Origin of the sequence: Streptomyces sp. HUAS CB01 (assembly GCF_030406905.1) — a bacterium.
Lineage (GTDB): Bacteria > Actinomycetota > Actinomycetes > Streptomycetales > Streptomycetaceae > Streptomyces > Streptomyces chengbuensis.
In genome coordinates this window covers 3,973,510-3,998,029 of record NZ_CP129137.1, presented here as the reverse complement: position 1 = coordinate 3,998,029, position 24,520 = coordinate 3,973,510, and the positions used below count along the sequence as shown (strand labels likewise).

Genomic DNA, 24,520 nt, shown 5'->3' with positions numbered 1-24,520 from the left:
CCGGTGGCTCCACTCACGCTCTACTCCTCGTCGTGCTCTCCGGCCGAGGGCTCCGCGCCCCGGCCGTTCTCTGCGGCCTCGGCGGCCTCGGTGACCTCGGAGGTCCCGGCCTCGGCGCCCCCTTCGGCGTCCTCGGTCCCGTCGACCTCCTCGGCCTCGCGACCGGCCTCGGCGTTCCGCGCGATACCGACGACGGCATCCCGCTTGCCGAGGTTGATCAGTTGGACGCCCATGGTGTCACGGCCCGTCTCCCTGACTTCATTGACTCGCGTACGAATCACACCACCGGACAACGTGATGGCGAGGATCTCGTCGGTCTCCTCGACCACCAGCGCGCCGACCAGGGAACCACGGTCCTCGACGATCTTGGCGGCCTTGATGCCGAGGCCGCCGCGACCCTGGACGCGGTACTCGTCGACGGCGGTCCGCTTGGCGTACCCGCCGTCCGTGGCAGTGAACACGAAAGTACCGGGCCGCACCACATTCATCGAGAGGAGTTCGTCGCCCTCGCGGAAACTCATGCCCTTCACACCCGAAGTGGCACGCCCCATCGGGCGGAGCGCTTCGTCCGTCGCGGTGAAACGGATCGACTGGGCCTTCCTGCTGATCAGCAGCAGATCGTCCTCGGCCGACACCAGCTCGGCACCGATCAGCTCGTCGTCGCGGCCGTCCTCCGTCTCACGGAGGTTGATCGCGATGACACCGCCGGAGCGCGGGGAGTCGTAGTCCTTCAGCGGGGTCTTCTTCACCAGGCCCGCCTTGGTGGCGAGGACCAGGTAGGGCACGGCCTCGTAGTCGCGGATCGCGAGGATCTCGGCGATCTGCTCGTCCGGCTGGAAGGCCAGCAGGTTGGCGACGTGCTGGCCGCGGGCGTCCCGGCCGGCGTCCGGCAGCTCGTACGCCTTCGCGCGGTAGACCCGGCCCTTGTTCGTGAAGAACAGCAGCCAGTGGTGCGTGGTCGACACGAAGAAGTGGTCGACGATGTCGTCCTGCTTCAGCTTCGTGCCGCGCACGCCCTTGCCGCCTCGCTTCTGCGAGCGGTAGTCCTCGGTCTTGGTGCGCTTGATGTAGCCGCCACGCGTGATGGTGACGACGATGTCCTCCTCGGCGATCAGGTCCTCGATGGACATGTCGCCGTCGAAGGGGACGAGCTTGGAACGCCGGTCGTCGCCGAACTTCTCGACGAGGGCGGCCAGCTCCTCGCTGACGATGCCGCGCTGCTTCTCGGGGGAGGCCAGGATCTGGTTGTACTCGTTGATCTTCGCCTGCAGCTCGTCGTGCTCCTGCACGATCTTCCGGCGCTCCAGGGCGGCCAGCCGTCGCAGCTGCATCTCGAGGATCGCGTTGGCCTGGATCTCGTCGATCTCCAGCAGGCCCATCAGGCCCTCGCGCGCGACCTCGACCGTGTCACTGCGCCGGATCAGCGCGATGACCTCGTCGATCGCGTCGAGCGCCTTGAGCAGACCGCGCAGGATGTGGGCGCGCTCCTCGGCCTTGCGCAGCCGGAACTTCGTCCGGCGGACGATGACCTCGATCTGGTGCGTCACCCAGTGGCGGATGAACGCGTCGAGCGACAGCGTGCGCGGCACCCCGTCGACCAGGGCCAGCATGTTGGCGCCGAAGTTCGTCTGCAGGTCGGTGTGCTTGTACAGGTTGTTGAGGACGACCTTGGCGACGGCGTCGCGCTTCAGCACGATGACGAGGCGCTGACCCGTGCGGGACGAGGTCTCGTCGCGGACGTCGGCGATGCCGCCGACCTTGCCGTCCTTCACCAGGTCGGCGATCTTCTGCGCGAGGTTGTCCGGGTTGACCTGGTACGGAAGCTCCGTGACCACCAGGCACTGGCGGTTCTGGATCTCCTCGACCTCGACGACCGCGCGCATCGTGATGGAGCCGCGGCCGGTGCGGTACGCCTCCTCGATGCCCTTGCGGCCCACGACCAGCGCACCGGTCGGGAAGTCCGGGCCCTTGATCCGCTCGATCAGCGCGTCGAGGAGCTCCTCGTGGGTGGCCTCCGGGTGCTCCAGCGCCCACTGGGCGCCGGCCGCGACCTCGCGCAGATTGTGCGGCGGGATGTTCGTGGCCATACCGACGGCGATACCGGCGCTGCCGTTGACCAGCAGGTTCGGGAAGCGCGACGGCAGGACCGTCGGCTCCTGGTTGCGGCCGTCGTAGTTGTCCTGGAAGTCGACGGTGTCCTCGTCGATGTCCCGGAGCATCTCCATGGACAGCGGCGCCATCTTGCACTCGGTGTAGCGCATGGCGGCCGCGGGGTCGTTGCCCGGGGAGCCGAAGTTTCCGTTCGAGTCGACCAGCGGCATCCGCATCGACCACGGCTGCGCGAGGCGGACCAGGGCGTCGTAGATCGAGGAGTCGCCGTGGGGGTGGTACGTACCCATGACGTCACCCACGACACGGGCGCACTTGTAGAAGCCCTTCTCGGGCCGGTAGCCGCCGTCGTACATCGCGTACAGCACACGGCGGTGGACGGGCTTCAGGCCGTCCCGCACGTCGGGCAGCGCACGCGACACGATGACGGACATCGCGTAGTCGAGGTAGGAGCGCTGCATCTCCGTCTCGAGCCCGACGGGCTCGATCCGCAGCTGCGGTCCTTCCTCTTCGGTTCCGGTGGTGACGGGAGCGGGGGTGTCGCCGTTGGGGACAGGGGTCTCGTCGGCCATTGCTGGTCTTCAGTCCTTTCGAGCGGTCAGCTGAGACCGACTCAGATGTCGAGGAAGCGGACGTCCTTGGCGTTGCGCTGGATGAAGGAGCGCCGTGCCTCGACGTCCTCGCCCATCAGCACCGAGAACAGGTCGTCCGCCTGCGCGGCGTCGTCCAGCGTGACCTGGCCGAGGACGCGGTGCTCGATGTCCATCGTGGTGACGCGCAGTTCCTCGGCGTTCATCTCGCCCAGACCCTTGAAGCGCTGGATCGAGTCCTCCTTGATCCGCTTGCCCTGCTGCTTGCCGAGCTCCACGAGGGCGTCGCGCTCACGGTCCGAGTACGCGTACTCGAAGTCGTCGCGGCCCCACTTGATCTTGTAGAGCGGGGGGCGGGAGAGGAACACGTGGCCCGCCTCGACCAGCGGCCGCATGAAGCGGAAGAGGAAGGTCAGCAGCAGGGTGTTGATGTGCTGGCCGTCGACGTCGGCGTCCGCCATCAGAATGATCTTGTGATAGCGGAGCTTCTCGATGTCGAAGTCTTCGTGGATACCGGTACCGAAGGCCGAGATCAGCGCCTGGACCTCGGTGTTCTGGAGGATCTTGTCGACCCGTGCCTTCTCGACGTTCAGGATCTTGCCTCGGATCGGCAGGATCGCCTGGTACATCGGGTTGCGGCCGGACTTGGCCGAGCCGCCTGCGGAGTCACCCTCGACGATGAAGATCTCGCACTTGGTCGGGTCGTTCGACTGGCAGTCGGACAGCTTGCCCGGCAGCGAGGCGCTCTCCAGCAGGCCCTTGCGGCGCGTGAGGTCGCGGGCCTTGCGAGCGGCGACACGGGCCGTGGCGGCCTGGATGCCCTTGCGGACGATGTCCGCGGCCTCGTTCGGGTTGCGGTCGAACCAGTCGGTGAGGTGCTCGTTGACGACCTTCTGGACGAAGGTCTTCGCCTCCGTGTTGCCCAGCTTGGTCTTCGTCTGGCCCTCGAACTGGGGCTCGCCCAGCTTGACCGAGATGATCGCGGTCAGACCCTCGCGGATGTCCTCACCGGTGAGGTTGTCGTCCTTCTCCCGCAGCAGCTTCCTGTCCCGCGCGTAGCGGTTGACCAGGCCGGTGAGCGCGGCGCGGAAGCCCTCCTCGTGGGTACCGCCCTCGTGCGTGTGGATCGTGTTCGCGAAGGAGTACACACCCTCGCTGTACTGCGAGTTCCACTGCATCGCGACCTCGACCGAGAGCAGCCGCTCCTTGTCCTCGGCCTCGATGTCGATGACCGTGGGGTGGATCAGCTCGCCCTTGCGCGAGTTCAAGTAGGTCACGAAGTCGACGATGCCGCCCTCGTAGTGGTACGTGACCGTGCGCGCCTGGGGCTCTGCCGCCGCCTCCGCGTCCGGGTCGTCGGCGCCTACCGTCGCCTTCGCGGACTCGCGCTCGTCCGTCAGCGTCAGGGTCAGGCCCTTGTTGAGGAAGGCCATCTCCTGGAAGCGGCGCGAGAGCGTCTCGAAGGAGTACTCCGTCGTCTCGAAGATGTCGGGGTCGGCCCAGAACGTGACCGTGGTGCCCGAGTCCTCGACCGGCTCGTGCTTCGCCAGCGGGGCCGTCGGGACGCCCATCTTGTAGTCCTGGGTCCAGCGGTGGCCGTCGCGCTTGATCTCCACCGACACCCTGGTCGAGAGCGCGTTGACGACGCTGACGCCGACGCCGTGCAGACCGCCGGACACGGCGTAGCCGCCGCCTCCGAACTTGCCGCCCGCGTGCAGGACGGTGAGGACGACCTCGACGGCCGGCTTCTTCTCCACGGGGTGGATGTCCACCGGGATGCCACGGCCGTTGTCCACGACCCTGACGCCGCCGTCGGCCAGGATCGTCACGTCGATCGTGTCCGCGTGCCCGGCCAGGGCCTCGTCGACGGAGTTGTCGACGACCTCCTGGACAAGGTGATGAAGACCACGCTCACCGGTCGACCCGATGTACATGCCGGGGCGCTTGCGGACCGCGTCCAGACCCTCGAGGACGGTGATCGCGCTGGCGTCGTACGACGAGGGCCCCAGGCCCTCGCCGGTCGCGCCGGCGGCAGTGGAAGGAATGTTCTCGTTGGGGTTGCCGGAATCGGCCACGAAGCGCCCTTTCTGGCACAGCACAAACCGTTCTCCGGGCAAGCGGGACCGGTTGCGTCGTTCGGCTGTAATCGACGTGTCCCGCACGGTGGCGGGATTCTCTACCAGTCTACCGGTACCTCTGACACGAATGGGGGTTTGCCGGTACCTGAGTCCGCATGTGCCGCCCTCAACGGGCGGCTGCCGACTCCCCATATTCGGGAAGGGCCCCCAGGAGGCTCACACGGGCTTTGAGCGCTTCGGCCTGTCAACCTCCGGCTACGGTGAGGGACGCCTCGTGCGCCCCACGAGTCCCACCGCCCGCGAGAGCACGCCGGACACGGGCGGGGTCACGGCGGGCCGAAGCCTGGAAATACCCTCTGACCTGCGACGACGATCGTCGTCGAACCGGCTTGCATGCGGCCGCACGCGGAACGCCTCGGCGGATGAGCGCCGTGTGCCGTCGCGTGCGTCCCGTCCGGCCCTGGGGAAACCGGGGGCCGCGCAGCGACGGCAGGCATCCGGATCAGTTGTCCACAGGCTGGGGATTGCGCCCGGTCCGGGAGAGGTCCGGCCCCGGCACGGTGCGGGCGCGTTCGAGAGCCGCCCACATGTGTGACGCGGACCACTCCGAGGCGGGGTCGGGAACCGCGAGCGGTCGACGGGACCGGCTGCGCCCGGAGCCGCCGTACGCGGGGCCGTCAGCCGTAGGTGTCGCCGGGGCCCGTGCTGCCGGGAGCGCGCAGAGGACCGAAGCGGCGGGCCGGCCCCCCGGGGCCCAGAACCTTGATCATGCGGACCGTGCCCTGGCCGAGGTCCTCGTTCAGCCGGGCGACGAGCCGCGGCGCGAGCAGCCGCAGTTGGGTCGCCCACACCGTCGAGTCGCACTGGACCGTGAGCACGCGCTCGTCCGGATCCTCGTCGTAGCGCAGCGGAACGCAGTGCTTGGCCAGGTCCTCGCCCACGATCTGCGGCCAGCGGCCCATCACGCCGCCGACCGCCGCGGGTGTCTCCCAGCCGCGCTCGGTGATCAGCCGGTTGATCGCCGCACCCAGCGGCAAGGGGTCCCGGCCGTCCGCACGCGCCCCGGACCTCAGCCCGCCCCCGCGCCTGGCCTGGCGCTTCTCCTGCGCGGCCGCTCCCCGGGCCCTGGCCTGCTCCTTGGCCGCCCGCAACGCCACGCGTGCGAGATCGACACCCGAGGGTTCGGGCGCCGCGTTCGACGACGGCGCGGACGGGGACAGGGACGGCGGGGAGAGCGGGGAGGGGGACAGCGGCGCCGTCCCGGACGCCCGCCGGATCTCGTGCTCGCTCATACGCGCTCCACCGCTCCGTCCGCGACCCGGTACCGCGCCCCCGCCAGCACCCCCGGAACGTCGTCGTCCACGGCCGCCGTCACCAGCACCTGTTCTCCCGGGGCCACCAGCTCCGCAAGGCGCTCCCGCCGCCGGGCGTCGAGCTCGGCGAACACGTCGTCGAGCACCAGCACCGGCTCGTTGCCCTCGGCCCGCAGCAGGTCGTACGAGGCCAGCCGCAAGGCCAGCGCGTAGGACCAGGACTCGCCATGGCTGGCATAGCCCTTCGCCGGCATCTCGCCCAGTTTGAGCAGCAGCTCGTCGCGGTGCGGCCCGACGAGCGTGACCCCGCGCTCGATCTCCTGCTTGCGCGTCTCGCCCAGCGCGGCGACGAGCCGCTCGTACAGTTCCTCGCGCGAATCCGCCGGGCTGCCGCCCGCGGACCCGCGGTACTCCAGCGTGACCGGGCCGCCCCCCGGCGCCAGCTGCTCGTACGCCTTGTCGGTCAGCGGCTGCAGGGTGGCGATCAGATCCAGCCGCCGTGCCAGCAGCTCCGCCCCGGCGCCGGCCAGGTGCTGGTCCCAGACGTCCAGGGTCGACAGGTCCATCGAGCGGCCGCCGTGCCGGCGTGCCATCGCCGCCGACTTCAGCAGGGTGTTGCGCTGCTTGAGCACGCGCTCGTAGTCCGACCGCACCCCGGCCATCCGGGGGGAGCGCGCCGTGATCAGCTCGTCCAGGAAGCGCCTGCGCTCGCCGGGGTCGCCCTTCACCAGGGCAAGGTCCTCCGGCGCGAACAGCACGGTCCTGATGATCCCCAGTACGTCCCTGGGTTTGACCTGCGAGGATCTGTTGATCCTCGCCCGGTTCGCCTTTCCCGGATTGAGCTCCAGCTCGACCAGCTGGGACCGCTCGCCCTGGGTGACCGCGGCCCTGATGACCGCCCGTTCCGCACCCATCCGCACCAGCGGGGCGTCCGAGGCGACCCGGTGGCTGCCGAGCGTCGCCAGATAGCCGACGGCTTCCACCAGATTGGTCTTGCCCTGCCCGTTGGCCCCCACGAAAGCGGTGACGCCCGGCTCGAGCGGGACCTCGACCCGGGCGTACGAGCGGAAGTCGGCCAGCGACAGATGCGTGACATGCATATGGACGCCGACCTCCCCCGGCCTACCGTTTCACCGCTCCGCGGACAGACCGTTTGCCACGGTCTGTGGATTGTCAGTTGGTCTCGACCGCGTGCCCGCCGAACTGGTTCCGCAGGGCCGCGATCATCTTCATCTGCGGGGAGTCGTCCTGCCGGGACGCGAACCGCGCGAACAGGGACGCGGTGATCGCCGGCAGCGGCACCGCGTTGTCGATCGCGGCCTCCACGGTCCACCGGCCCTCGCCGGAGTCCTGTGCGTAACCGCGGATCTTCTCCAGGTGCTCGTCGTCGTCCAGCGCGTTGACGGCGAGGTCGAGCAGCCAGGAACGGATGACCGTGCCCTCCTGCCAGGAGCGGAAGACCTCGCGCACATCGGTGACGGAGTCGACCTTCTCCAGCAGCTCCCAGCCCTCGGCGTAGGCCTGCATCATGGCGTACTCGATGCCGTTGTGGACCATCTTCGCGAAATGGCCGGCGCCGACCTTGCCCGCGTGCACCGCGCCGTACTCGCCCTCGGGCTTGAGCGCGTCGAAGACCGGCTGCACCTTGGCGACGTTCTCAGGCGCGCCGCCGTACATGAGCGCGTAGCCGTTCTCCAGGCCCCAGACACCGCCCGACACACCGCAGTCGACGAAACCGATGCCCTTGATGCCCAGCTCGACGGCGTGCTTCTCGTCGTCCGTCCACCGGGAGTTGCCGCCGTCGACGACCACGTCTCCGGGCGACAGCAGTCCGGCCAGCTCGTCGATCGTGGCCTGGGTCGCGGCACCGGCGGGAACCATCACCCACACCACCCGCGGGCCCTCGAGCCTGTCCACAAGCGCCTCGAGGCTGGGGACGTCGGAGAGGTCCGGGTTGCGGTCGTAACCGATGACGGTGTGGCCTGCGCGGCGGATGCGCTCGCGCATGTTGCCGCCCATCTTGCCGAGGCCGACGAGACCGAGCTCCATCAGAAAGAATCCTTACGGTGTGGTGTTTCGTACCCGCGTCCGAGCCTACGCCGGGACACGGGCACACACCTGTGGGGTCGGCCGCTCATAAGTACAGGCCGGACAAGGGCCGAAGAGGTCCGGCCGACGGGCCGGACCCGGCCTCAGCCGCTGAGGCGCACCGGCATGATCAGGTACTTGTAGGCCTCGTCCGCCTCCGCGTCCACGGCCGGCTTGCCGCTGAGCAGCGCCGGCTTGGTGGAGGTGGTGAAGGAGAGCTGCGCGACCGGGGCGTCGATGGCGCTGAGGCCGTCCAGCAGGAACGTCGGGTTGAAGGCGATGGAGATGTCGTCGCCCTCCAGCTGGGCGTCCACACGCTCCACAGCCTGTGCGTCGTCGCTGGAACCCGCCTCCAGGATCAGCACGCCCTGCTCGAAGCTGAGCCGCACGGGGGTGTTTCGCTCGGCGACGAGGGCGACGCGCTTGACAGCCTCGACGAACGGGGCGGTCTCGATCACGGCGACCGAGTTGAACTCGGTGGGGAAGAGCGTCCGGTACTTCGGCAGGTCGCCCTCGAGCAGACGCGTGGTCGTCCGCCGGCCCGCGCCCTCGAAACCGATCAGGCCCTCACCGGCACCCGAGCCGGACAGCGCCAGGGTGACGGTGTCGCCGCTGGTCAGGGCCTTCGCGGTGTCGAGCAGGGTCTTGGCAGGCACCAGGGCGACCGCGGAGGCCTCCGGGGACTCCGGCTTCCACAGGAACTCGCGGACCGCGAAGCGGTAGCGGTCGGTGGAGGCCAGGGTGACGGTGTCGCCCTCGATCTCGATCCGCACACCGGTGAGGACGGGCAGCGTGTCGTCGCGGCCGGCGGCGATGGCGACCTGGGCGGCGGCGGAGGCGAAGACCTCGCCGGGGACGGTGCCGGTCGCGGTGGGCATCTGCGGCAGCGCCGGGTACTCCTCCACAGGGAGGGTGTGGAGCGTGAAGCGCGAGGAGCCGCAGACCACCGTCGCCCGTACACCGTCTGTGGAGATCTCCACCGGGCGGTTGGGGAGGGCGCGGCAGATGTCGGCGAGGAGGCGGCCGGAGACGAGCACCGTCCCGTCCTCCTCGACCTCCGCCTCGACCGAGACCCGTGCGGAGACCTCGTAGTCGAAGCTGGAGAAGCTGAGAGCGCCGTCCTCCGCCTTCAGAAGAAGGCCCGCGAGAACGGGCGCCGGCGGACGTGCCGGGAGGCTCCGGGCCACCCACGCCACCGCCTCCGCGAGTACGTCGCGCTCCACCCGGATCTTCACCGGAACCGCCTCCTGCTGTTGCTCGCTCGCCCTGCCGGCCTTCGTCGGCACCCGGTACCCCGACCGGTGGTGGGGTCCGATGCCGGAGACCAGTCTGACGCACCGCGCCGACACTCGGTGCGGCTCGGGGTCAAGTCGAGACAAGAGGCGGCCGGGGGTCCGGCGGCGAGTTGTGCACAGGCCCCGCTTCGAAGCGAATTCCCCGGTATCTCTGAGTGGGAGTAGTAGTAGGGCCTGTGGAAACCGTGGATAACGGCATCCGCGCAGGTCAGGCACTGATTTTTGTCCACTGGCCCTGTGGGTGGGACCGGTGGACAACCGGGGCTCGCTGTGGACGCCGGAAAGTTCTGCACACCCGATGCACAGGTCACGGGGACTTCTCCCCAGTGCCGTCCCCAGCTTTACCCACGTTCCCCACAGCCCAACCCGGCGCCTCGGTGTGACGCCTTTCACTCGCTCCAGTGAGCTCGGGTGTTTCGTTGCCGAACAGTGGACAGGCGTGTGGAGAAGCTGTGGGCAACGCCGCCGTGCCTGTGGGCCGGGTGGGGACAACACGGATCCCACCCTGTGGACGGCTCGCGCGTCCACAGTCTGTGGAGCACGGTTGGACACAAATCCACACCCTGCTGACCAGCCAAGATCAAGTCCCGGCGGTGCCACCTGTGGACGCAGTCTGGACAACTCACAGGTCCCCAGGCTGTGGACGGAAAGTCCTCCCCACTTCTGTGGAGAACGGCCTCGTCGCGGAACCTATTCGAACAGCGCGGTGGCCCTCGGGCCGGCATCGGGCCGGCGATGGGCACGGTGGAGAGGGCCGGATACGCCGAGGACGCCCCGGGAAGAAGCCCGGGACGCCCTTCGAAGAGAGGTGTCCGACGGCCGCGCGGAGTCGGAGCCGCGCACCGCCGCATGCGCCACGCGCAGGCGGTCCCGAGCGCCCGTGGGGAGACGGGCCGGGTGCAGAGCGAGCGACGGGTGCGGAGAGAGCCGCGTGCACGGAGGGAGCTGCGGCCACCGCGGACCGGTCCTGGGGACGCTGAGCGGCCCGCGGCCGTCCCTGAGCGCTCACACGGCCGGGCTCCCGGCTGCGGGGCGGGACCGCCCGGGCTCAGCCGTTCTTGATGCGGTTGGTGAGCTCGGTGACCTGGTTGTAGATGGAGCGCCGCTCGGCCATCAGCGCGCGGATCTTGCGATCGGCGTGCATCACCGTCGTGTGGTCCCGCCCGCCGAAATGCGCACCGATTTTCGGCAGCGACAGATCCGTGAGCTCCCGGCACAGGTACATGGCGATCTGACGCGCGGTCACGAGGACACGGCTGCGCGAGGATCCGCAGAGGTCCTCCACCGTCAGGCCGAAGTAGTCGGCGGTCGCCGCCATGATCGCGCTCGCGGTGATCTCCGGGGCGGTGTCCTCCCCGCCCGGGATCAGGTCCTTGAGGACGATCTCGGTGAGGCCGAGGTCCACCGGCTGCCGGTTCAGGCTCGCGAAGGCCGTGACCCGGATCAGCGCGCCCTCCAGCTCGCGGATGTTCCGGGAGATCCGCGAGGCGATGAACTCCAGCACCTCCGGCGGGGCGTTCAGCTGCTCCTGCACCGCCTTCTTGCGCAGGATCGCGATGCGCGTCTCCAGCTCCGGCGGCTGCACATCGGTGGTGAGTCCCCACTCGAAGCGGTTCCGCAGCCGGTCCTCCAGGGTCATCAGCTGCTTCGGCGGCCGGTCGGAGGACAGCACGATCTGCTTGTTTGCGTTGTGGAGCGTGTTGAAGGTGTGGAAGAACTCCTCCTGCGTCGACTCCTTGCTCGCGAGGAACTGGATGTCGTCGACCAGCAGGATGTCCACATCGCGGTAGCGCTTGCGGAAGGTGTCGCCCTTGCCGTCGCGGATCGAGTTGATGAACTCGTTGGTGAACTCCTCCGAGCTCACGTACCGGACCCGGGTGCCGGGATAGAGGCTGCGCGCGTAGTGCCCGATGGCATGGAGCAGATGGGTCTTGCCGAGGCCCGACTCCCCGTAGATGAAGAGGGGGTTGTAGGCCTTCGCCGGCGCCTCGGCCACCGCGACGGCGGCCGCGTGGGCGAACCGGTTGGACGCGCCGATGACGAAGGTGTCGAAGAGGTACTTGGGGTTCAGCCGGGCGTGCGGCTCACCGGGCCCCGGAGCCGGCGCGGGCTGCGCGCCGAGGGGCCCGGGGGCGCCGCTGCCGGGCGCACCCGGAACCGGGCCTCCGGCGGGTCCGCTCCCCGGACCGCCGCGCCGCGGTGCCCCGGGCTCCGGCAGATCCTGCCGGTCGGGGCGCTGGTGGTCGTACTGCCCGCGGTCGGGCATCGGCGAGCGGTAGTCGTGCTGCGGCTGTTGAGGGCGGGCCGTGGCGTAGGGGTCGCGCTCCTGGAAGCCGCCGAGCCGCGGCTGCTGCCAGGACAGGTCCTCCTGGGTGCGCGGCCAGGCGCCGGGCTCCGGGCGCTGCTGCTGGTACTCGGGGTAGGCGGGGCGGACGCTCGGCAGTCCGTCGTCCTCCCCTGACCGATGGCCGTATCCGTCGTAGGCGTCGCTGTGGCGCGACTCGTCGTGCTGCGGGCCCTGGTAGCGGGGAGGCTGGTGCACGGGCGGTGCCGGCGGGGCGACGGGCTCGGCGACGGAGTCGTCGACGGTGATCGCGATCCGGATCGGACGGCCGCACTCGCGGCTGAGGGTGTCGCTGATCAGCGGGGCCAGCCGGCCCTCGAGGACGCGCTTGCCCCATTCGTTGGGGACGGCGAGGAGAGCGGTGTCGGCCACCAGCGCCAGCGGCTGGCAGCGCTCGATCCACTGCTTGTCCTTGGGCTCGATGCCCTGCTGGCCCTCTCCGAGAAGCTGTTCCAGCACTCGTGGCCACACTGCGGCAAGATCGGCAGGTACGTCAGCCACAAGGCACGCTCTCTCACAGGTCCCACGAATGTGTGGTTCTCGGGACGGGTCGGTCAGGCCCGGCAGGCGGGTAGGAAAGGAATTCGAGTCCAGTCACGGTAGTCAGGGCGACCCGTGCGGTTCAAGTTGTTGTCCACAGCCTGTGTACAGCCGGCGTCGCGGTGACCCTGGTTTGACCGGATGGCGTAGCCGCGCGTACCGTAACCAGGTCGAGTTGTCGATGGCTGCTGCCGCCTGCCTCCGATGGGCAAACATCACGATCAGTAGATCACGATCGGTGATTGTGAAGCGGTGCACTCGGGCGTATTGCGAGCTACTCGTGGGCGCACGGTGACAGCCAGGCGATGCCCCGCCACCCACGAATCATTACTGGAGCCCCCGAGTGAGCAAGCGCACCTTCCAGCCGAACAACCGTCGTCGCGCGAAGACCCACGGCTTCCGGCTGCGGATGCGCACCCGTGCCGGCCGCGCGATTCTCGCGTCCCGCCGTAGCAAGGGTCGCGCCCGTCTGTCCGCCTGATCTGCAGCACAGGTCATGACGTGCTGCCTACCGAAAATCGGCTGAGGCGGCGCGAGGACTTCGCGACCGCGGTACGCCGGGGACGCCGGGCCGGACGCCCGCTTCTCGTCGTCCATCTTCGCAGCGGTTCAACGGACCCGCACGCGCCTGGGGAGAGCGCTCCCCTGACGCGTGCGGGTTTCGTCGTGAGCAAGGCGGTAGGTGGTGCGGTCGTGCGGAACCAGGTGAAGCGGAGACTTCGCCATCTGATGCGCGAACGACTGTCCGAGCTCCCCCCCGGTAGCCTGGTGGTCGTACGGGCGCTGCCCGGAGCGGGTGACGCCGATCATGCACAGCTGGCCCGAGACCTGGACGCCGCTCTCCAGCGGTTGCAGGGAGGGGGCGCGCGATGAAGTACCCGCTGCTGGCTCTGATCAAGCTGTACCAGTGGACGATCAGCCCACTGCTGGGCCCCGTCTGCCGGTACTACCCGTCGTGCTCCCACTACGGGTACACCGCCATCGACCGGCATGGCGCGGTGAAAGGCACGGCACTGACTGCCTGGCGCATCCTGCGGTGCAATCCGTGGTCGCCGGGCGGTGTGGACCATGTCCCTCCCCGTAAACGACCTCGTTGGCACGAGCTGCTGCGCGACTCCGTGCGCGGTGGCAAGGGCGGGCAACCCCCTGAGACCAGCCCGGCCGCAGAGACCTCGCCCAATGCTCAAGGAGCCTGATTAGTGGACACGATTGCCAGTCTCTTCAGCTTTATCACCACACCCGTCTCCTGGATCATCGTCCAGTTCCACAGCTTGTACGGGGCGCTCTTCGGCCCGGACACGGGCTGGGCATGGGGACTGTCCATCGTGTCCCTGGTGGTGGTCATCCGTATCTGTCTGATCCCGCTTTTCGTCAAGCAGATCAAGTCGATGCGGAACATGCAGGCGCTCCAGCCCAAGATGAAGGCGATCCAGGAGCGCTACAAGAACGACCGACAGCGTCAGTCCGAAGAGATGATGAAGCTGTACAAGGACACGGGTACCAACCCGCTGTCCTCGTGCCTGCCCATCCTCGCGCAGTCGCCGTTCTTCTTCGCCCTCTACCACGTGCTGAGCAAGATCGCCTCGGGCGACACCATCGGCGTCCTCAACCAGGAGCTGGTGAACAGCGCCCGTGAGGCCCACATCTTCGGTGCCCCGATCGCCGCGAAGTTCATGGACTCCGAGGAGAAGGTCGCGGCGCTCAACGCCTCGCTGACGGACGTCCGGGTCGTCACCGCGATCATGATCGTCCTGATGTCCGCGTCGCAGTTCTACACGCAGCGCCAGCTGATGCAGAAGAACGTGGACCTCACGGTGAAGACGCCGTACATGCAGCAGCAGAAGATGCTGATGTACATCTTCCCGGTGATCTTCGCCGTCACGGGCATCAACTTCCCGGTCGGTGTCCTCGTCTACTGGCTGACCACCAACGTGTGGACCATGGGCCAGCAGATGTACGTGATCAACCAGAACCCGACGCCCGGCTCCAAGGCGCAGGACAACTACCTGCAGCGTCTGCTGAAGAGCGTCATCTCCAGCGGTGAGGTCCGCGGTCGTCGCAGGCGTGCGGTCGTCCAGGCCATCGTCGCCAAGGGCGCCGACCGCAACGACAACGAGCGCAAGTTCTTCGCCGGCCTGGCCAAGGCGGGCTTCGCGGCCCAGGCCGACGGCACCGTGATCAAGAGCGACACGGTCACGGCGGAGGCCGAGGGCGCTGCCACGGCCCGGCGCCAGCAGCCCAAGCGCCAGAGCAAGGCCCAGCGCCAGTCGGGCGGTGTCCAGCAGAGCGGTGAGGACAGGCCGTCGCTGGAGAAGCGGGACCAGCCGCAGGACGCCAAGCCGAAGCCGGCGGGCAAGACCGCCCCTGGCACCCCTCGCCAAGCCAAGTCCGGACAGCGCAAGGGCTCGCAGCGGCCCAAGCACCCGTCGTCCAAGAAGTAAGAAGGAGTCCATCCGTGACGGAAGGCACCACCTCCGCCGCCGCCGAGGGTGGCGACACCCTGACCCGCCTGGAGCAGGAGGGTGAGATCGCCGCTGACTACCTCGAGGGCCTGCTCGACATCGCCGATCTCGACGGCGACATCGACATGGACGTCGAGGCGGACCGGGCCTCGGTATCGATCATCAGCGACTCGGGCGGCCGTGACCTTCAGAAGCTCGTGGGCCGCGACGGCGAGGTGCTGGAGGCGCTTCAGGAGCTGACCCGGCTCGCCGTGCACCGGGAGACCGGGGACCGCAGCCGGCTGATGCTGGACATCGCCGGCTACCGCGCCAAGAAGCGCGCCGAGCTCGCGGAGCTCGGTGCCAAGGCTGCGGCTGAGGTCAAGAACACGGGTGAGCCCGTGAAGCTGAAGCCGATGACCCCGTTCGAGCGGAAGGTCGTTCACGACGCGGTCGCGGCCGCCGGTCTGCGCAGCGAGTCCGAGGGCGAGGAGCCGCAGCGCTTCGTCGTCGTCCTCCCTGCCTGACCGCAGCGTTCTGTCGGCCCCGTCTGTTCGCAGGCGGGGCCGAATTTTGTCAGCCTGATAATTCAGCCACCACAGCGCAGTGCGGTACGGAAGGACGGTTCCGGTGACGGAGGCAGCAGAGCTTCCCCAAGCGCCAGAAGAGGCGCGGACGGTGTTCGGTGAGTTCTTCCCCGAGGCCGTCAGGTACGCGGAACTGCTCGCGGATGCGGGAGTCAAGCGCGGTCTGATCGGCCCCCGTGAGGTGCCGCGGCTGTGGGAGCGGCACCTGCTGAACTGTGCGGTGCTCTCCGAGGTCGTCCCGGAGGGGGTCACGGTGTGCGACGTGGGGTCCGGCGCGGGGCTGCCGGGCATTCCGCTGGCTCTTGTCCGGCCCGATCTCAAGATCACGCTTCTGGAGCCGCTGCTCCGTCGCACGAACTTCCTGCAGGAAGTCGTGGAGCTGCTGGGTCTGGACCATGTCACGGTGGTGCGCGGCCGGGCCGAGGAGATGCTCGGCAAGCTGCCCCCCGTGCATGTGGTCACCGCACGCGCCGTGGCTCCCCTGGACCGGCTGGCCGGTTGGGGTGTACCGCTGTTGCGGCCCTACGGGGAGATGCTGGCTCTCAAGGGCGACACCGCGCAGGACGAGCTCGACGGGGCCCGGGCGGCGCTGAGCAAGCTCGGCGTCGTGGAGACCTCCGTGGTCCAGGTCGGACAGGGAATCGTCGATCCCTTGTCCACCGTGGTCCGTGTCGAGGTCGGGGAGAGCCCTGGCGGGGTACGGTTCGCTGCCAAGAGGGCCAAGGCCGCCCGGGCCGGCCGCGTCCGCCGTCGCCGTTAAGCTGTGCTGTCACTGCTGTCCGATTGCGGCCCGGCGTCCCCGGTACGTACGCATTTCGGAGTGTCGTAACGATCTGACCTCGTGACGTGTGCATCGTGTTTCACGTGAAACGTCGCTCACTGCTGCAGGGAATCATCAGCCGTGGCCGTGCGGCCGCCGCGCCGCGCGACCGCAAGCCGCTCGCGAGGGTTACGGACTTGTCCACAGAGGTGGAATTCTCCACAGAACCGCCGACCTCGCTGGTTCGGGACCCCGAAACCATGGCAGGCTCTGTTCATTGCGAGCCTGAAGTCGAGGAGAGTGAATCCTTGCGGTCCGACGCCAACATCGCGGGACCGATGACCGATCCGGTCCCTGGTCCCCGTACCGAGTCGGCGGGGGAGGATGTTTCACGTGAAACACCGCCGCCGATGGACGACACCCCCATTGGTCGTGCTGCCCAACTGGCGGTGGAGGCTCTGGGCCGTGCCGGTGAGGGTCTTCCCCGACCTGAGCAGACGCGCGTCATGGTCGTCGCCAACCAGAAGGGCGGAGTGGGCAAGACGACGACAACCGTCAACCTTGCTGCTTCGCTGGCGCTGCACGGCGCACGCGTCCTGGTGATCGACCTCGACCCCCAGGGCAATGCCTCCACCGCCCTCGGCATCGACCACCACGCCGAAGTGCCCTCGATCTATGACGTCCTCGTTGAGAGCAAGCCGCTCTCCGATGTGGTCCAGCCGGTCCCGGACGTCGAAGGACTCTTCTGTGCCCCAGCCACCATCGATCTCGCCGGTGCGGAGATCGAGCTGGTGTCTCTGGTGGCACGGGAGAGCAGGCTGCAGCGAGCGATCCAGGCGTATGAACAGCCGCTGGACTACATCCTCATCGACTGTCCGCCGTCGCTCGGTCTGCTGACCGTCAACGCGCTCGTGGCGGGTGCGGAGGTGCTGATCCCGATTCAGTGCGAGTACTACGCACTGGAAGGGCTGGGGCAGCTCCTCAGGAACGTCGACCTGGTGCGTGGACACCTCAACCCCGCGCTCCATGTCTCGACGATCCTGCTGACCATGTACGACGGTCGCACCCGGCTCGCCTCCCAGGTCGCCGAGGAGGTACGCAGCCACTTCGGTGACGAGGTACTGCGCACGAGCATCCCGCGGTCGGTCCGTATCTCCGAGGCGCCCAGCTATGGGCAGACCGTCCTCACCTACGACCCGGGCTCCAGCGGCTCCCTGTCGTATCTTGAGGCTGCCCGTGAGATCGCGCTGCGCGGTGTGGGGATTCACTATGAAGCCCAACCCGCGCATGCGCTCAGCCAGAACAGCCAGCAGAGTGTGTCGGAGGGGATCCAGTGAGCGAGCGACGTAGAGGTCTGGGGCGTGGGCTCGGTGCACTGATCCCGGCAGCTCCACAGGAAACGCCGGGGCCTTCGGATGCGGCATCGGGATCCCCGGTCCTGACGACGGAGCGCGGTGTGGCCGCGGCAAGGGTCACCGCGCTTTCCTCCGGCCCCCTGCCGCCTGAGCAGCGTGTGGCAGAGCCCGAGTCAGAGGCCCTGTCCGAGCTGGCGGCCCCTGCCGGTGCGCACTTCGCTGAGCTGCCGCTCGACGCCATCACGCCGAACCCTCGGCAGCCGCGTGAGGTGTTCGATGAGGATGCTCTCGCTGAGCTGGTGACCTCCATCCAGGAGGTGGGGCTTCTTCAGCCGGTCGTCGTGCGGCGGTTGGGTCCGGAGCGGTACGAGCTCATCATGGGAGAGCGCCGCTGGCGGGCCTGCCGGGAGGCGGGCCTTGAGCGTATCCCGGCCATCGTGCGGGCTACCGACGACGAGAAGCTCCTGCTGGACGCCCTCCTGGAGAACCTCCACCGGGCACAGCTGAACCCGCTGGAAGAGGCCGCTGCCTACGACCAGTTGCTCAAGGACTTCAACTGCACGCACGACCAGCTGGCCGATCGCATCGGACGTTCACGGCCTCAGGTCTCCAACACCCTGCGTCTGCTGCGTCTGTCCCCGCCGGTGCAGCGCCGCGTGGCTGCCGGAGTGTTGTCCGCCGGTCACGCCAGGGCCCTGCTCTCGGTGGAGGACTCGGAGGAGCAGGACAGGCTGGCTCACCGGATCGTGGCCGAGGGCCTCTCGGTCCGGGCTGTGGAAGAGATCGTGACCCTGATGGGCTCGCGCCCGAAGAGCGCCCCGAAGTCCAAGGGTCCTCGGGCCGGCGCGCGGCTGTCCCCCGCGCTCACCGATCTTGCCTCTCGCCTCTCGGACCGTTTCGAGACCCGGGTGAAGGTCGACCTCGGTCAGAAGAAGGGCAAGATCGTCGTTGAGTTCGCCTCGATAGAGGATCTCGACCGTATCCTCGGCACGCTCGCCCCGGGCGAGGGGCGGGTCATGGAGAAGGGGCTCTCCGAGGAGGCCGAGGACGAGCAGGCCTGAGAACCCGCTCCAGTCGTTCAGGGCGGATCGTGTCCGATGTCAGAGGACACGATCCGCCCTTTGCCGTCTCACAGTAGGCGTGTCCTCGCTGGGTGGATACGATGCGTTCTGGTATGGCGCATCCACCTTGACCTATCTCAGAGGAAGGCGAGCCATGCGATCGGTGAGCCGCGGCCACCTACTGACAGCCGGACTGGGCATTGGCGCGGTCGGCGGATTCATCGGCAGCCTGCTCCGGGAGCGGAGCGCGCTGTCCGCTGCTCTGGGCGCGGCAGTCGAAGGAAGTGAGGAACAGCCTTCATGGGCCGTCGGCTCGTACCGCTCACGCTGGACAACCTTTCAGACCTCCCCAAGCGCTGCCGAGCCTGTGTCTTCTGGGAGCTTGATCCAGTCAGCGGAGAAGCAGCAGTAAAGGCAGGCAGACCGGAGCTCGAGAAGGAGGCCTGGATCTCCGCCGTCCTGCTCGAGTGGGGATCGTGCGGCCGGGTCGTCTACGTAGACGACGTTCCCGTCGGTTTCGTGCTCTACGCGCCGCCCGCGTATGTTCCTCGTTCCACCGCCTTCCCCACGAGCCCGGTCTCCCCCGATGCCGTGCAGCTGATGACTGCCTGGATCACCCCCGGCTACCAGGGGCAGGGACTGGGGCGAGTGATGGTGCAGACCGTGGCCAAGGACCTGCTCCGCCGAGGCTTCAAGGCGATCGAGGCTTTCGGGGACGCCCGCTGGACCGAGCCGGCCTGCGTGCTGCCGGCCGATCACCTCCTGGCGGTGGGGTTCAAGACGGTCCGCCCGCATCCGACCCATCCCAGGCTGCGGCTGGAGCTGCGCACAACGCTTTCCTGGAAGGAAGATGTGGAGCTGGCTCTCGACCGGCTACTGGGCGCGGTACAGAAGGAGCCCGCTCTCCGACCGCTGTAGGGGTTCCGACGAGCGAGACGCACAGAGACGCCGAATGGGCCAACCCGCGGGGTTGGCCCATTCGTGTTTCACGTGAAACGAAGAGCGTCAGGCCTTGGCCTCATCGCCGATGAAGGCGTCGAGCTCACGGACGAGCATGGCCTTCGGCTTGGCGCCGACGATGGTCTGGGCCACCTCGCCGTTCTGGTAGACGTTCAGCGTCGGGATGGACATGACGCCGTACTTGGCGGCCGTGGCCGGGTTCTCATCGATGTTGAGCTTGACGACCTCAAGCTTCTCGCCGTGCTCGGCAGCGATGGCCTCCAGGGAAGGGGCGATCTGGCGGCACGGCCCGCACCACTCGGCCCAGAAGTCGACGAGCACAGGCTTGTCGCTCTTGAGGACTTCCTCTTCGAAGGTCGCATCGGTCACGGTCTTGAGGGCCACTGTGGACTCCTTCACTTGCGGGTGTGGGGTGTGGGTCGAGATGAGGTCAGACGGCTGCCGCTGCGGACTTCTCCTCGTCCGCGAGGGCGGCGAGGAAGCGCTCGGCGTCCAGGGCTGCGGAGCAGCCGGTGCCTGCAGCGGTGATGGCCTGCCGGTAGGTGTGGTCCACCACGTCGCCGGCGCCGAAGACACCGGTGAGGTTCGTGCGCGTCGACGGGGCGTCCACCTTCAGGTAGCCCTCTTCGTCCAGATCCAGCTGACCCTTGAAGAGCTCGGTGCGCGGGTCGTGCCCCACGGCGATGAACAATCCCGTGACGGGCAGCTCGCTGGTCTCGCAGGTCTTCGTGTTGCGCAGGGTCAGGCCCGTGAGCTTCTGATCGCCGTGGATCTCGGCGACCTCGCTGTCCCAGGCGAACTTGATCTTGGGGTCCGCGAAGGCGCGCTCCTGCATGGCCTTGGAGGCACGGAGGCTGTCACGGCGGTGGACGATGGTGACGGACTTGGCGAAGCGGGAGAGGAAGGTCGCTTCCTCCATGGCAGTGTCGCCGCCGCCGATGACGGCGATGTCCTGGTCCTTGAAGAAGAACCCGTCGCAGGTGGCGCACCACGAGACACCGCGCCCCGACAGGGCGTCCTCGTTCGGCAGACCGAGCTTGCGGTGCTGCGAGCCGGTGGTGACGATGACGGCCTTGGCGCGGTGCACCGTACCGGCGGTGTCCGTGACCGTCTTGATCTCACTGGTCAGATCGACGGCGACGACATCGTCCGGGACGAGCTCGGCGCCGAAGCGCTCCGCCTGCGCCCGCATGTTGTCCATCAGGTCCGGGCCCATGATCCCGTCGCGGAAGCCGGGGAAGTTCTCCACATCGGTGGTGTTCATCAGCGCGCCACCGGCAGTGACGGCGCCCTCGAACACCAGCGGGTTCAGCGACGCACGCGCGGTGTACAGCGCGGCCGTGTAGCCGGCCGGCCCGGAGCCGATGATGATCACGTTACGGACGTCGCTCACGGGTTTCTTCCTCGTCTCTGCAGACTGCCTACTGCCTACTGGGGCCGGTCAACGACTCTCACCCCACCCAACGGATCCTACGGGGCGTGCATTCCCGCGGTGACCGAGCGGCACGGAGGCTGTTTCAGGGGCGAGGATAGGCATGCGTGACGAGCAGCTCTCCCTTGCCTGCGGGAGCTGTTTCCACGCATGTCGCTGCCACCACGTATGCCTGAACCCGGGAGGTGTCCTCGGGGTGCGGCAGGACGACCAGAAAGGCAGGCGTTCCCTCGAACACGCCCTGGTCGACCGCGATCGCGGTGTCGGTGCGGCCCGTGCCCTTCTGGACGCAGGGGGGCACCGTCACGGCCGGCGAGCGCAGGGGCGTGGCTTCAGCGCCGACGGAGGCGTCCTTCTCCACGCGCGGGCTGGTCGCCGTCCAGCGCTCCGCATCCTTCGGCGTCCCCTCGGAGGACAGAAGCGAGTTCACCCGCGTCTGCAGAGTGGCTGCCGTGAAGTCGCGACCGCCTGACGCAGCGCTCGCCGCGGTGTCCGCCTTCTTCTCGGACGTGTCGCTGCTCGTGCCCCCAAGAGACTGAAGGAGCAAAGCACTCAGGCCGACAGCGGCAGCGCTGAACGCGGCAGTGAGAGCGGCGACGCGCCTCCGTCGGCGACCCGAGGGCCTCCGGCCTGGTCCGGTGGCCGCCTGGGCGTGCCCTGCGGGCCGATCGGAGACCAAGGTCTCGGGCTTCTGCGGTGTCAGCGCTGTTTCACGTGAAACGTCGGTCGGCTCCCCGTCCGGAGCGGTGGCGTTCAGCAGCGCTTCGGCCGCCAAGGCCGCGTCGATACGGCCGGCGATGTCGGCGGGCATGCGCTGCGGGCCGGGCAGGGTACCGAGCAGGCCGCGGATCTCCTCCAGCGAGGCACGAACATCGGCACACAGCTCGCAGCCCTCGAGATGCCTCCTCACGGCCGCCTGGCGGGTCGGTGGGAGAAGCCCCTCAGCGAGATCGGCGATCTCGGACACATCCGGGTGCTGAGCCGTGCCGGTCGAGGAGGTCACGTGCGTCCACCTCCGCCCTTCACAGCAGCAGGACCATGAGGCCCTGCATCCCTTTCTTCGGTCGCCGGTGGGACGGATGTCCCAGGCGTCCGGTTCCTTCCCCCTCCGGAGTCACCGTTATCCCTCGCATCACCGCGTAGATGTGTCAGCAGAGGAACCAGGCGGGCACGGCCGCGTGAGCACCTGCTCTTCACGGTGCCCGTCGGGACGTCGAGCACCCGGGCCGCCTCCGCGACCGGGTAGCCCTGCATATCGACCAGCACCAGCGCGGCCCTCTGGTCGACGGGTAGTGTGGCGAGGGCGGCCAGGAGCTCGCGGTGCAGGTCCTGGCGCTCCGCGGGGACCTCGGCCGACTCATGCGGCTCGAGAAGCTGCTCCAGCCGTTCGGTGTCGTCCACCGGCGATGTCTTGCGGGACGCAGCCTTGCGGGCCCGGTCGAGACACGCGTTGACGGTGATGCGGTGGAGCCAGGTCGTCACAGCGGACTGTCCCCGGAACGTGTGCGCGGCCCGGAAGGCGGAGACGAAGGCGTCCTGCACGGCGTCCGCGGCTTCCTCCCGGTCCCCCAGCGTGCGCAGAGCCACCGCCCAGAGGCGATCGCGGTGGCGCCGTACGAGCTCGCCGAAGGCGTCCGGATCACCAGCAACGTGCCGAGCCAGCAAATCCCGGTCACTGACGTTGCCGAGCGTGTGGTCCTCCATCGCCGCCTTCCCTCTCCAGCCACCGCGGACACGACCGGCGACGTGCGCTGGCCCCCTGCAGGCGTCAGCTCAGGACGTTGATCTCCGAGATGCCGCCCCTGTAACTGTCCGAGCCTGCCGCGGGCAGCTCGGTCAGATGGATCAGCACGTACCGGGTGTGCACCGGGCGCTCCAGCGTCTTCTTCACCTGCTCACCGACCTTCTCGGACTGGCTGAGCCGCTGCGGGAAGTCGCCGAGGGACGTAGGACTCGATGCGTTCTCGTCCGCAGCGAGCACCTCTATCGTCTGTCCGCCGGTGGTCATGGCAATGTCGAACCCCGTGACGGTTTGCACGGATCCCAGGTCAACGACTATGCCGCTGCCGTCCTTGCGCTGAGGCAGGTTTCCGAAATTCGGATAGCCCAGGTACTCGGGTGTGATCCAGGCGGTGTCCGTCTTGCCGTCCACTGCCAGCGGTACCTGATCCTCCTGGATCCCGGAGCCGCCGGGCTTGAACTCCGCCGCCGCGCTGATCTTCAGCGGCTTCCCCGGAGAGATGGGCCCCTTGTCGTCCTTGCCGTTGCCGCCCTCGGTCTGGGTCGGGCTCTTGGGGTCGCCCCCCGAGGGGTTCCGATTGTCCAGGAGCTTGTCGGCGACCTGCCAGCTACCGAGGCCCAGGGCGGCGATCAGCAACGCGGCCACGGCCCACTTGAGAGCCTTTCCGGTGCGGCTCTCCAAAGGGGCGGGCGGGAGCACGACGGGTTGGGGGGCCGGATGCCCGGCCTGGTTCGCCTTACGTCCGTACGTGCCCTGCTGGTACGTGGTGCGCTGGTACTCGGGGGGCGCGGTGAAGAGCGGCTCCGGCGGGCGGATACGCGGCATCGCCGCGACGGCCTTGGCCAACTCGTCCGGAGTCGTGCAGGGCGGCTCCTGGCGGGATGCGGTGGCACCGTCATTGACCAGGGCACGCATGGCCAGCTCGGACAGCCCACGGTGGACGCCTGCGCGCACCTGGTCCGGGGCGATCAGCCCGACGCCCTTGGGGAGCCCCGAGAGGCCGTACGCGTCGCTCTCGTAGGGCCAGCGCTGGGTCAGCGCGGCGTACAGCAGGGCGCCGATGGCCTCGGTGTCCGTGCGCTGGGGACGTTCGGCGCTGATGCCCCGCAGCGCGGCGTTCACGGCGAGGCCGCGGATCCGGTACTGCCCCGTGGAGCTGCGCAGCACGGCGCCCGGAGTGAGCCTGAGATGAGCGAGGCCCTCCCGGTGTGCCGCTGCCATGGCCTGGGACAGCTGGCTCACCAGCTGGTAGGCGTCATGCGCTTCCATCGGCCCCGCAGCGAGCAGCGCGGTGAGCTCGGTGGCGTCCGGCAGCCACTCGTGGACGACGTAGACGAGGTCGTTCTCCTCGACTGCGTCCAGCACCTGCACGAATCTGGGGTCGCCCAGCAGCGCCGCCGAGCGGGCCGCGGCCAGTACGGACCGCGCACGGGGATGCTCCGCGGGCAGGATGTGCACGCCGACGGCGCGGCGCAGTTTCTCGTCGACAGCACGCCAACTGCTGAATCCGTCCAGACGGGTGACGCACTCCTCGAGGCGATAGCGTCTGGCGAGTTTGTGGCCACTGTGCAGTTCGGGCGTGTCGATGGCGCTCTGCTCACGGGTCTTCCGTTCGCCGCCCGTGTCCTGAGCGCCCTGCTCCGCCGCCTCGTCGGCGTGCGCCTCCCCGTCGGTCGCGGCCTTGTCCGCCTGGGCGGCCAGCGGTTCGTCACCGCTGTTGTCGGCCACGTCGACGGCAGCCGTGCTACGTTCCGCCACCGTCGTTCCCTGCCTCCCCATCCGTTGCGCCATATCCAACAGCCATGCCAATTGTGCCCACAGTCCGC

The 24,520-nt window shown here is 68.6% G+C and carries 21 protein-coding genes; 9 read left to right on the top strand and 12 right to left on the bottom strand.

Going from position 1 to position 24,520, the window contains the following annotated elements; all coding sequences use genetic code 11:
• Positions 1–20: 20 nt before the first annotated feature.
• From gyrA to dnaA, 7 genes are all read right to left on the bottom strand, one after another.
• The gene (gene gyrA, locus QRN89_RS17715) at positions 21–2,681 is read right to left on the bottom strand and encodes a DNA gyrase subunit A (protein WP_290350400.1); all 2,661 of its coding nucleotides are present in this window, start codon (positions 2,679–2,681) and stop codon (positions 21–23) included.
• A gap of 41 nt (positions 2,682–2,722) precedes the next feature.
• A complete protein-coding gene (gene gyrB / locus QRN89_RS17710; protein ID WP_290350399.1) occupies positions 2,723–4,798 on the bottom strand; it encodes a DNA topoisomerase (ATP-hydrolyzing) subunit B in 2,076 nt (691 codons plus the stop codon).
• 656 nt (positions 4,799–5,454) lie between these two features.
• On the bottom strand, positions 5,455–6,069 hold the full coding sequence (locus QRN89_RS17705) for a DciA family protein (protein ID WP_290350398.1): 615 nt from the start codon (positions 6,067–6,069) through the stop codon (positions 5,455–5,457).
• On the bottom strand, positions 6,066–7,190 hold the full coding sequence (gene recF / locus QRN89_RS17700) for a DNA replication/repair protein RecF (protein ID WP_290350397.1): 1,125 nt from the start codon (positions 7,188–7,190) through the stop codon (positions 6,066–6,068). Before recF ends, QRN89_RS17705 begins: the two co-directional genes overlap by 4 nt.
• Positions 7,191–7,263: 73 nt before the next feature.
• The gene (gnd, locus tag QRN89_RS17695; protein WP_290350396.1) at positions 7,264–8,139 is read right to left on the bottom strand and encodes a phosphogluconate dehydrogenase (NAD(+)-dependent, decarboxylating); all 876 of its coding nucleotides are present in this window, start codon (positions 8,137–8,139) and stop codon (positions 7,264–7,266) included.
• 143 nt (positions 8,140–8,282) lie between these two features.
• Complete coding sequence (dnaN, locus tag QRN89_RS17690) at positions 8,283–9,413, bottom strand: DNA polymerase III subunit beta (RefSeq protein WP_290353750.1); 1,131 nt, start codon at positions 9,411–9,413, stop codon at positions 8,283–8,285.
• A gap of 1,108 nt (positions 9,414–10,521) precedes the next feature.
• Entirely contained in the window at positions 10,522–12,318 is a 1,797-nt protein-coding gene (gene dnaA, locus QRN89_RS17685) for a chromosomal replication initiator protein DnaA (protein ID WP_290350395.1), read from the bottom strand.
• 382 nt (positions 12,319–12,700) lie between these two features.
• On the opposite strand from dnaA, the gene rpmH reads away from it, so the two are divergent.
• From rpmH to QRN89_RS17640, 9 genes are all read left to right on the top strand, one after another.
• Positions 12,701–12,838 (top strand): 50S ribosomal protein L34, encoded by a 138-nt coding sequence (rpmH, locus tag QRN89_RS17680; RefSeq protein ID WP_003956500.1) that lies wholly within the window; start codon positions 12,701–12,703, stop codon positions 12,836–12,838.
• Positions 12,839–12,858: 20 nt separating this feature from the next.
• Positions 12,859–13,230 (top strand): ribonuclease P protein component, encoded by a 372-nt coding sequence (gene rnpA, locus QRN89_RS17675; protein ID WP_290350394.1) that lies wholly within the window; start codon positions 12,859–12,861, stop codon positions 13,228–13,230.
• Positions 13,227–13,553 carry a membrane protein insertion efficiency factor YidD gene (yidD, locus tag QRN89_RS17670; protein ID WP_290350393.1) on the top strand — a complete coding sequence of 109 codons (327 nt, stop codon included), beginning with the start codon at positions 13,227–13,229 and terminating at the stop codon, positions 13,551–13,553. The genes rnpA and yidD overlap by 4 nt, the downstream gene beginning before the upstream one ends.
• A 3-nt stretch (positions 13,554–13,556) precedes the next feature.
• Positions 13,557–14,798 carry a membrane protein insertase YidC gene (gene yidC / locus QRN89_RS17665; RefSeq protein ID WP_290350392.1) on the top strand — a complete coding sequence of 414 codons (1,242 nt, stop codon included), beginning with the start codon at positions 13,557–13,559 and terminating at the stop codon, positions 14,796–14,798.
• 14 nt (positions 14,799–14,812) lie between these two features.
• Positions 14,813–15,325 (top strand): Jag family protein, encoded by a 513-nt coding sequence (locus QRN89_RS17660; RefSeq protein ID WP_290350391.1) that lies wholly within the window; start codon positions 14,813–14,815, stop codon positions 15,323–15,325.
• A gap of 103 nt (positions 15,326–15,428) precedes the next feature.
• Entirely contained in the window at positions 15,429–16,145 is a 717-nt protein-coding gene (gene rsmG / locus QRN89_RS17655; protein ID WP_290350390.1) for a 16S rRNA (guanine(527)-N(7))-methyltransferase RsmG, read from the top strand.
• A gap of 260 nt (positions 16,146–16,405) precedes the next feature.
• Positions 16,406–17,482 carry a ParA family protein gene (locus QRN89_RS17650; RefSeq protein ID WP_290353749.1) on the top strand — a complete coding sequence of 359 codons (1,077 nt, stop codon included), beginning with the start codon at positions 16,406–16,408 and terminating at the stop codon, positions 17,480–17,482.
• On the top strand, positions 17,479–18,561 hold the full coding sequence (locus tag QRN89_RS17645; RefSeq protein ID WP_290350389.1) for a ParB/RepB/Spo0J family partition protein: 1,083 nt from the start codon (positions 17,479–17,481) through the stop codon (positions 18,559–18,561). Before QRN89_RS17650 ends, QRN89_RS17645 begins: the two co-directional genes overlap by 4 nt.
• A gap of 300 nt (positions 18,562–18,861) precedes the next feature.
• Entirely contained in the window at positions 18,862–19,479 is a 618-nt protein-coding gene (locus QRN89_RS17640; RefSeq protein ID WP_138054205.1) for a GNAT family N-acetyltransferase, read from the top strand.
• An 87-nt stretch (positions 19,480–19,566) separates the two neighbouring features.
• Here QRN89_RS17640 and trxA read toward each other — a convergent pair whose 3' ends face one another.
• The 5 genes from trxA to QRN89_RS17615 form a co-directional block, all read right to left on the bottom strand.
• Positions 19,567–19,905, bottom strand: coding sequence for a thioredoxin (gene trxA, locus QRN89_RS17635; protein ID WP_290350388.1), 339 nt, complete (start codon positions 19,903–19,905; stop codon positions 19,567–19,569).
• Positions 19,906–19,951: 46 nt separating this feature from the next.
• Positions 19,952–20,914: a thioredoxin-disulfide reductase gene (gene trxB, locus QRN89_RS17630; protein WP_290350387.1), complete on the bottom strand. Its 963-nt coding sequence runs from the start codon at positions 20,912–20,914 to the stop codon at positions 19,952–19,954.
• 124 nt (positions 20,915–21,038) lie between these two features.
• The gene (locus QRN89_RS17625) at positions 21,039–21,956 is read right to left on the bottom strand and encodes an anti-sigma factor family protein (protein ID WP_290350386.1); all 918 of its coding nucleotides are present in this window, start codon (positions 21,954–21,956) and stop codon (positions 21,039–21,041) included.
• The gene (sigM, locus tag QRN89_RS17620) at positions 21,953–22,657 is read right to left on the bottom strand and encodes an RNA polymerase sigma factor SigM (protein ID WP_290350385.1); all 705 of its coding nucleotides are present in this window, start codon (positions 22,655–22,657) and stop codon (positions 21,953–21,955) included. The genes QRN89_RS17625 and sigM overlap by 4 nt, the downstream gene beginning before the upstream one ends.
• A gap of 64 nt (positions 22,658–22,721) precedes the next feature.
• Complete coding sequence (locus tag QRN89_RS17615) at positions 22,722–24,452, bottom strand: protein kinase family protein (RefSeq protein WP_290350384.1); 1,731 nt, start codon at positions 24,450–24,452, stop codon at positions 22,722–22,724.
• Positions 24,453–24,520: the final 68 nt, after the last annotated feature.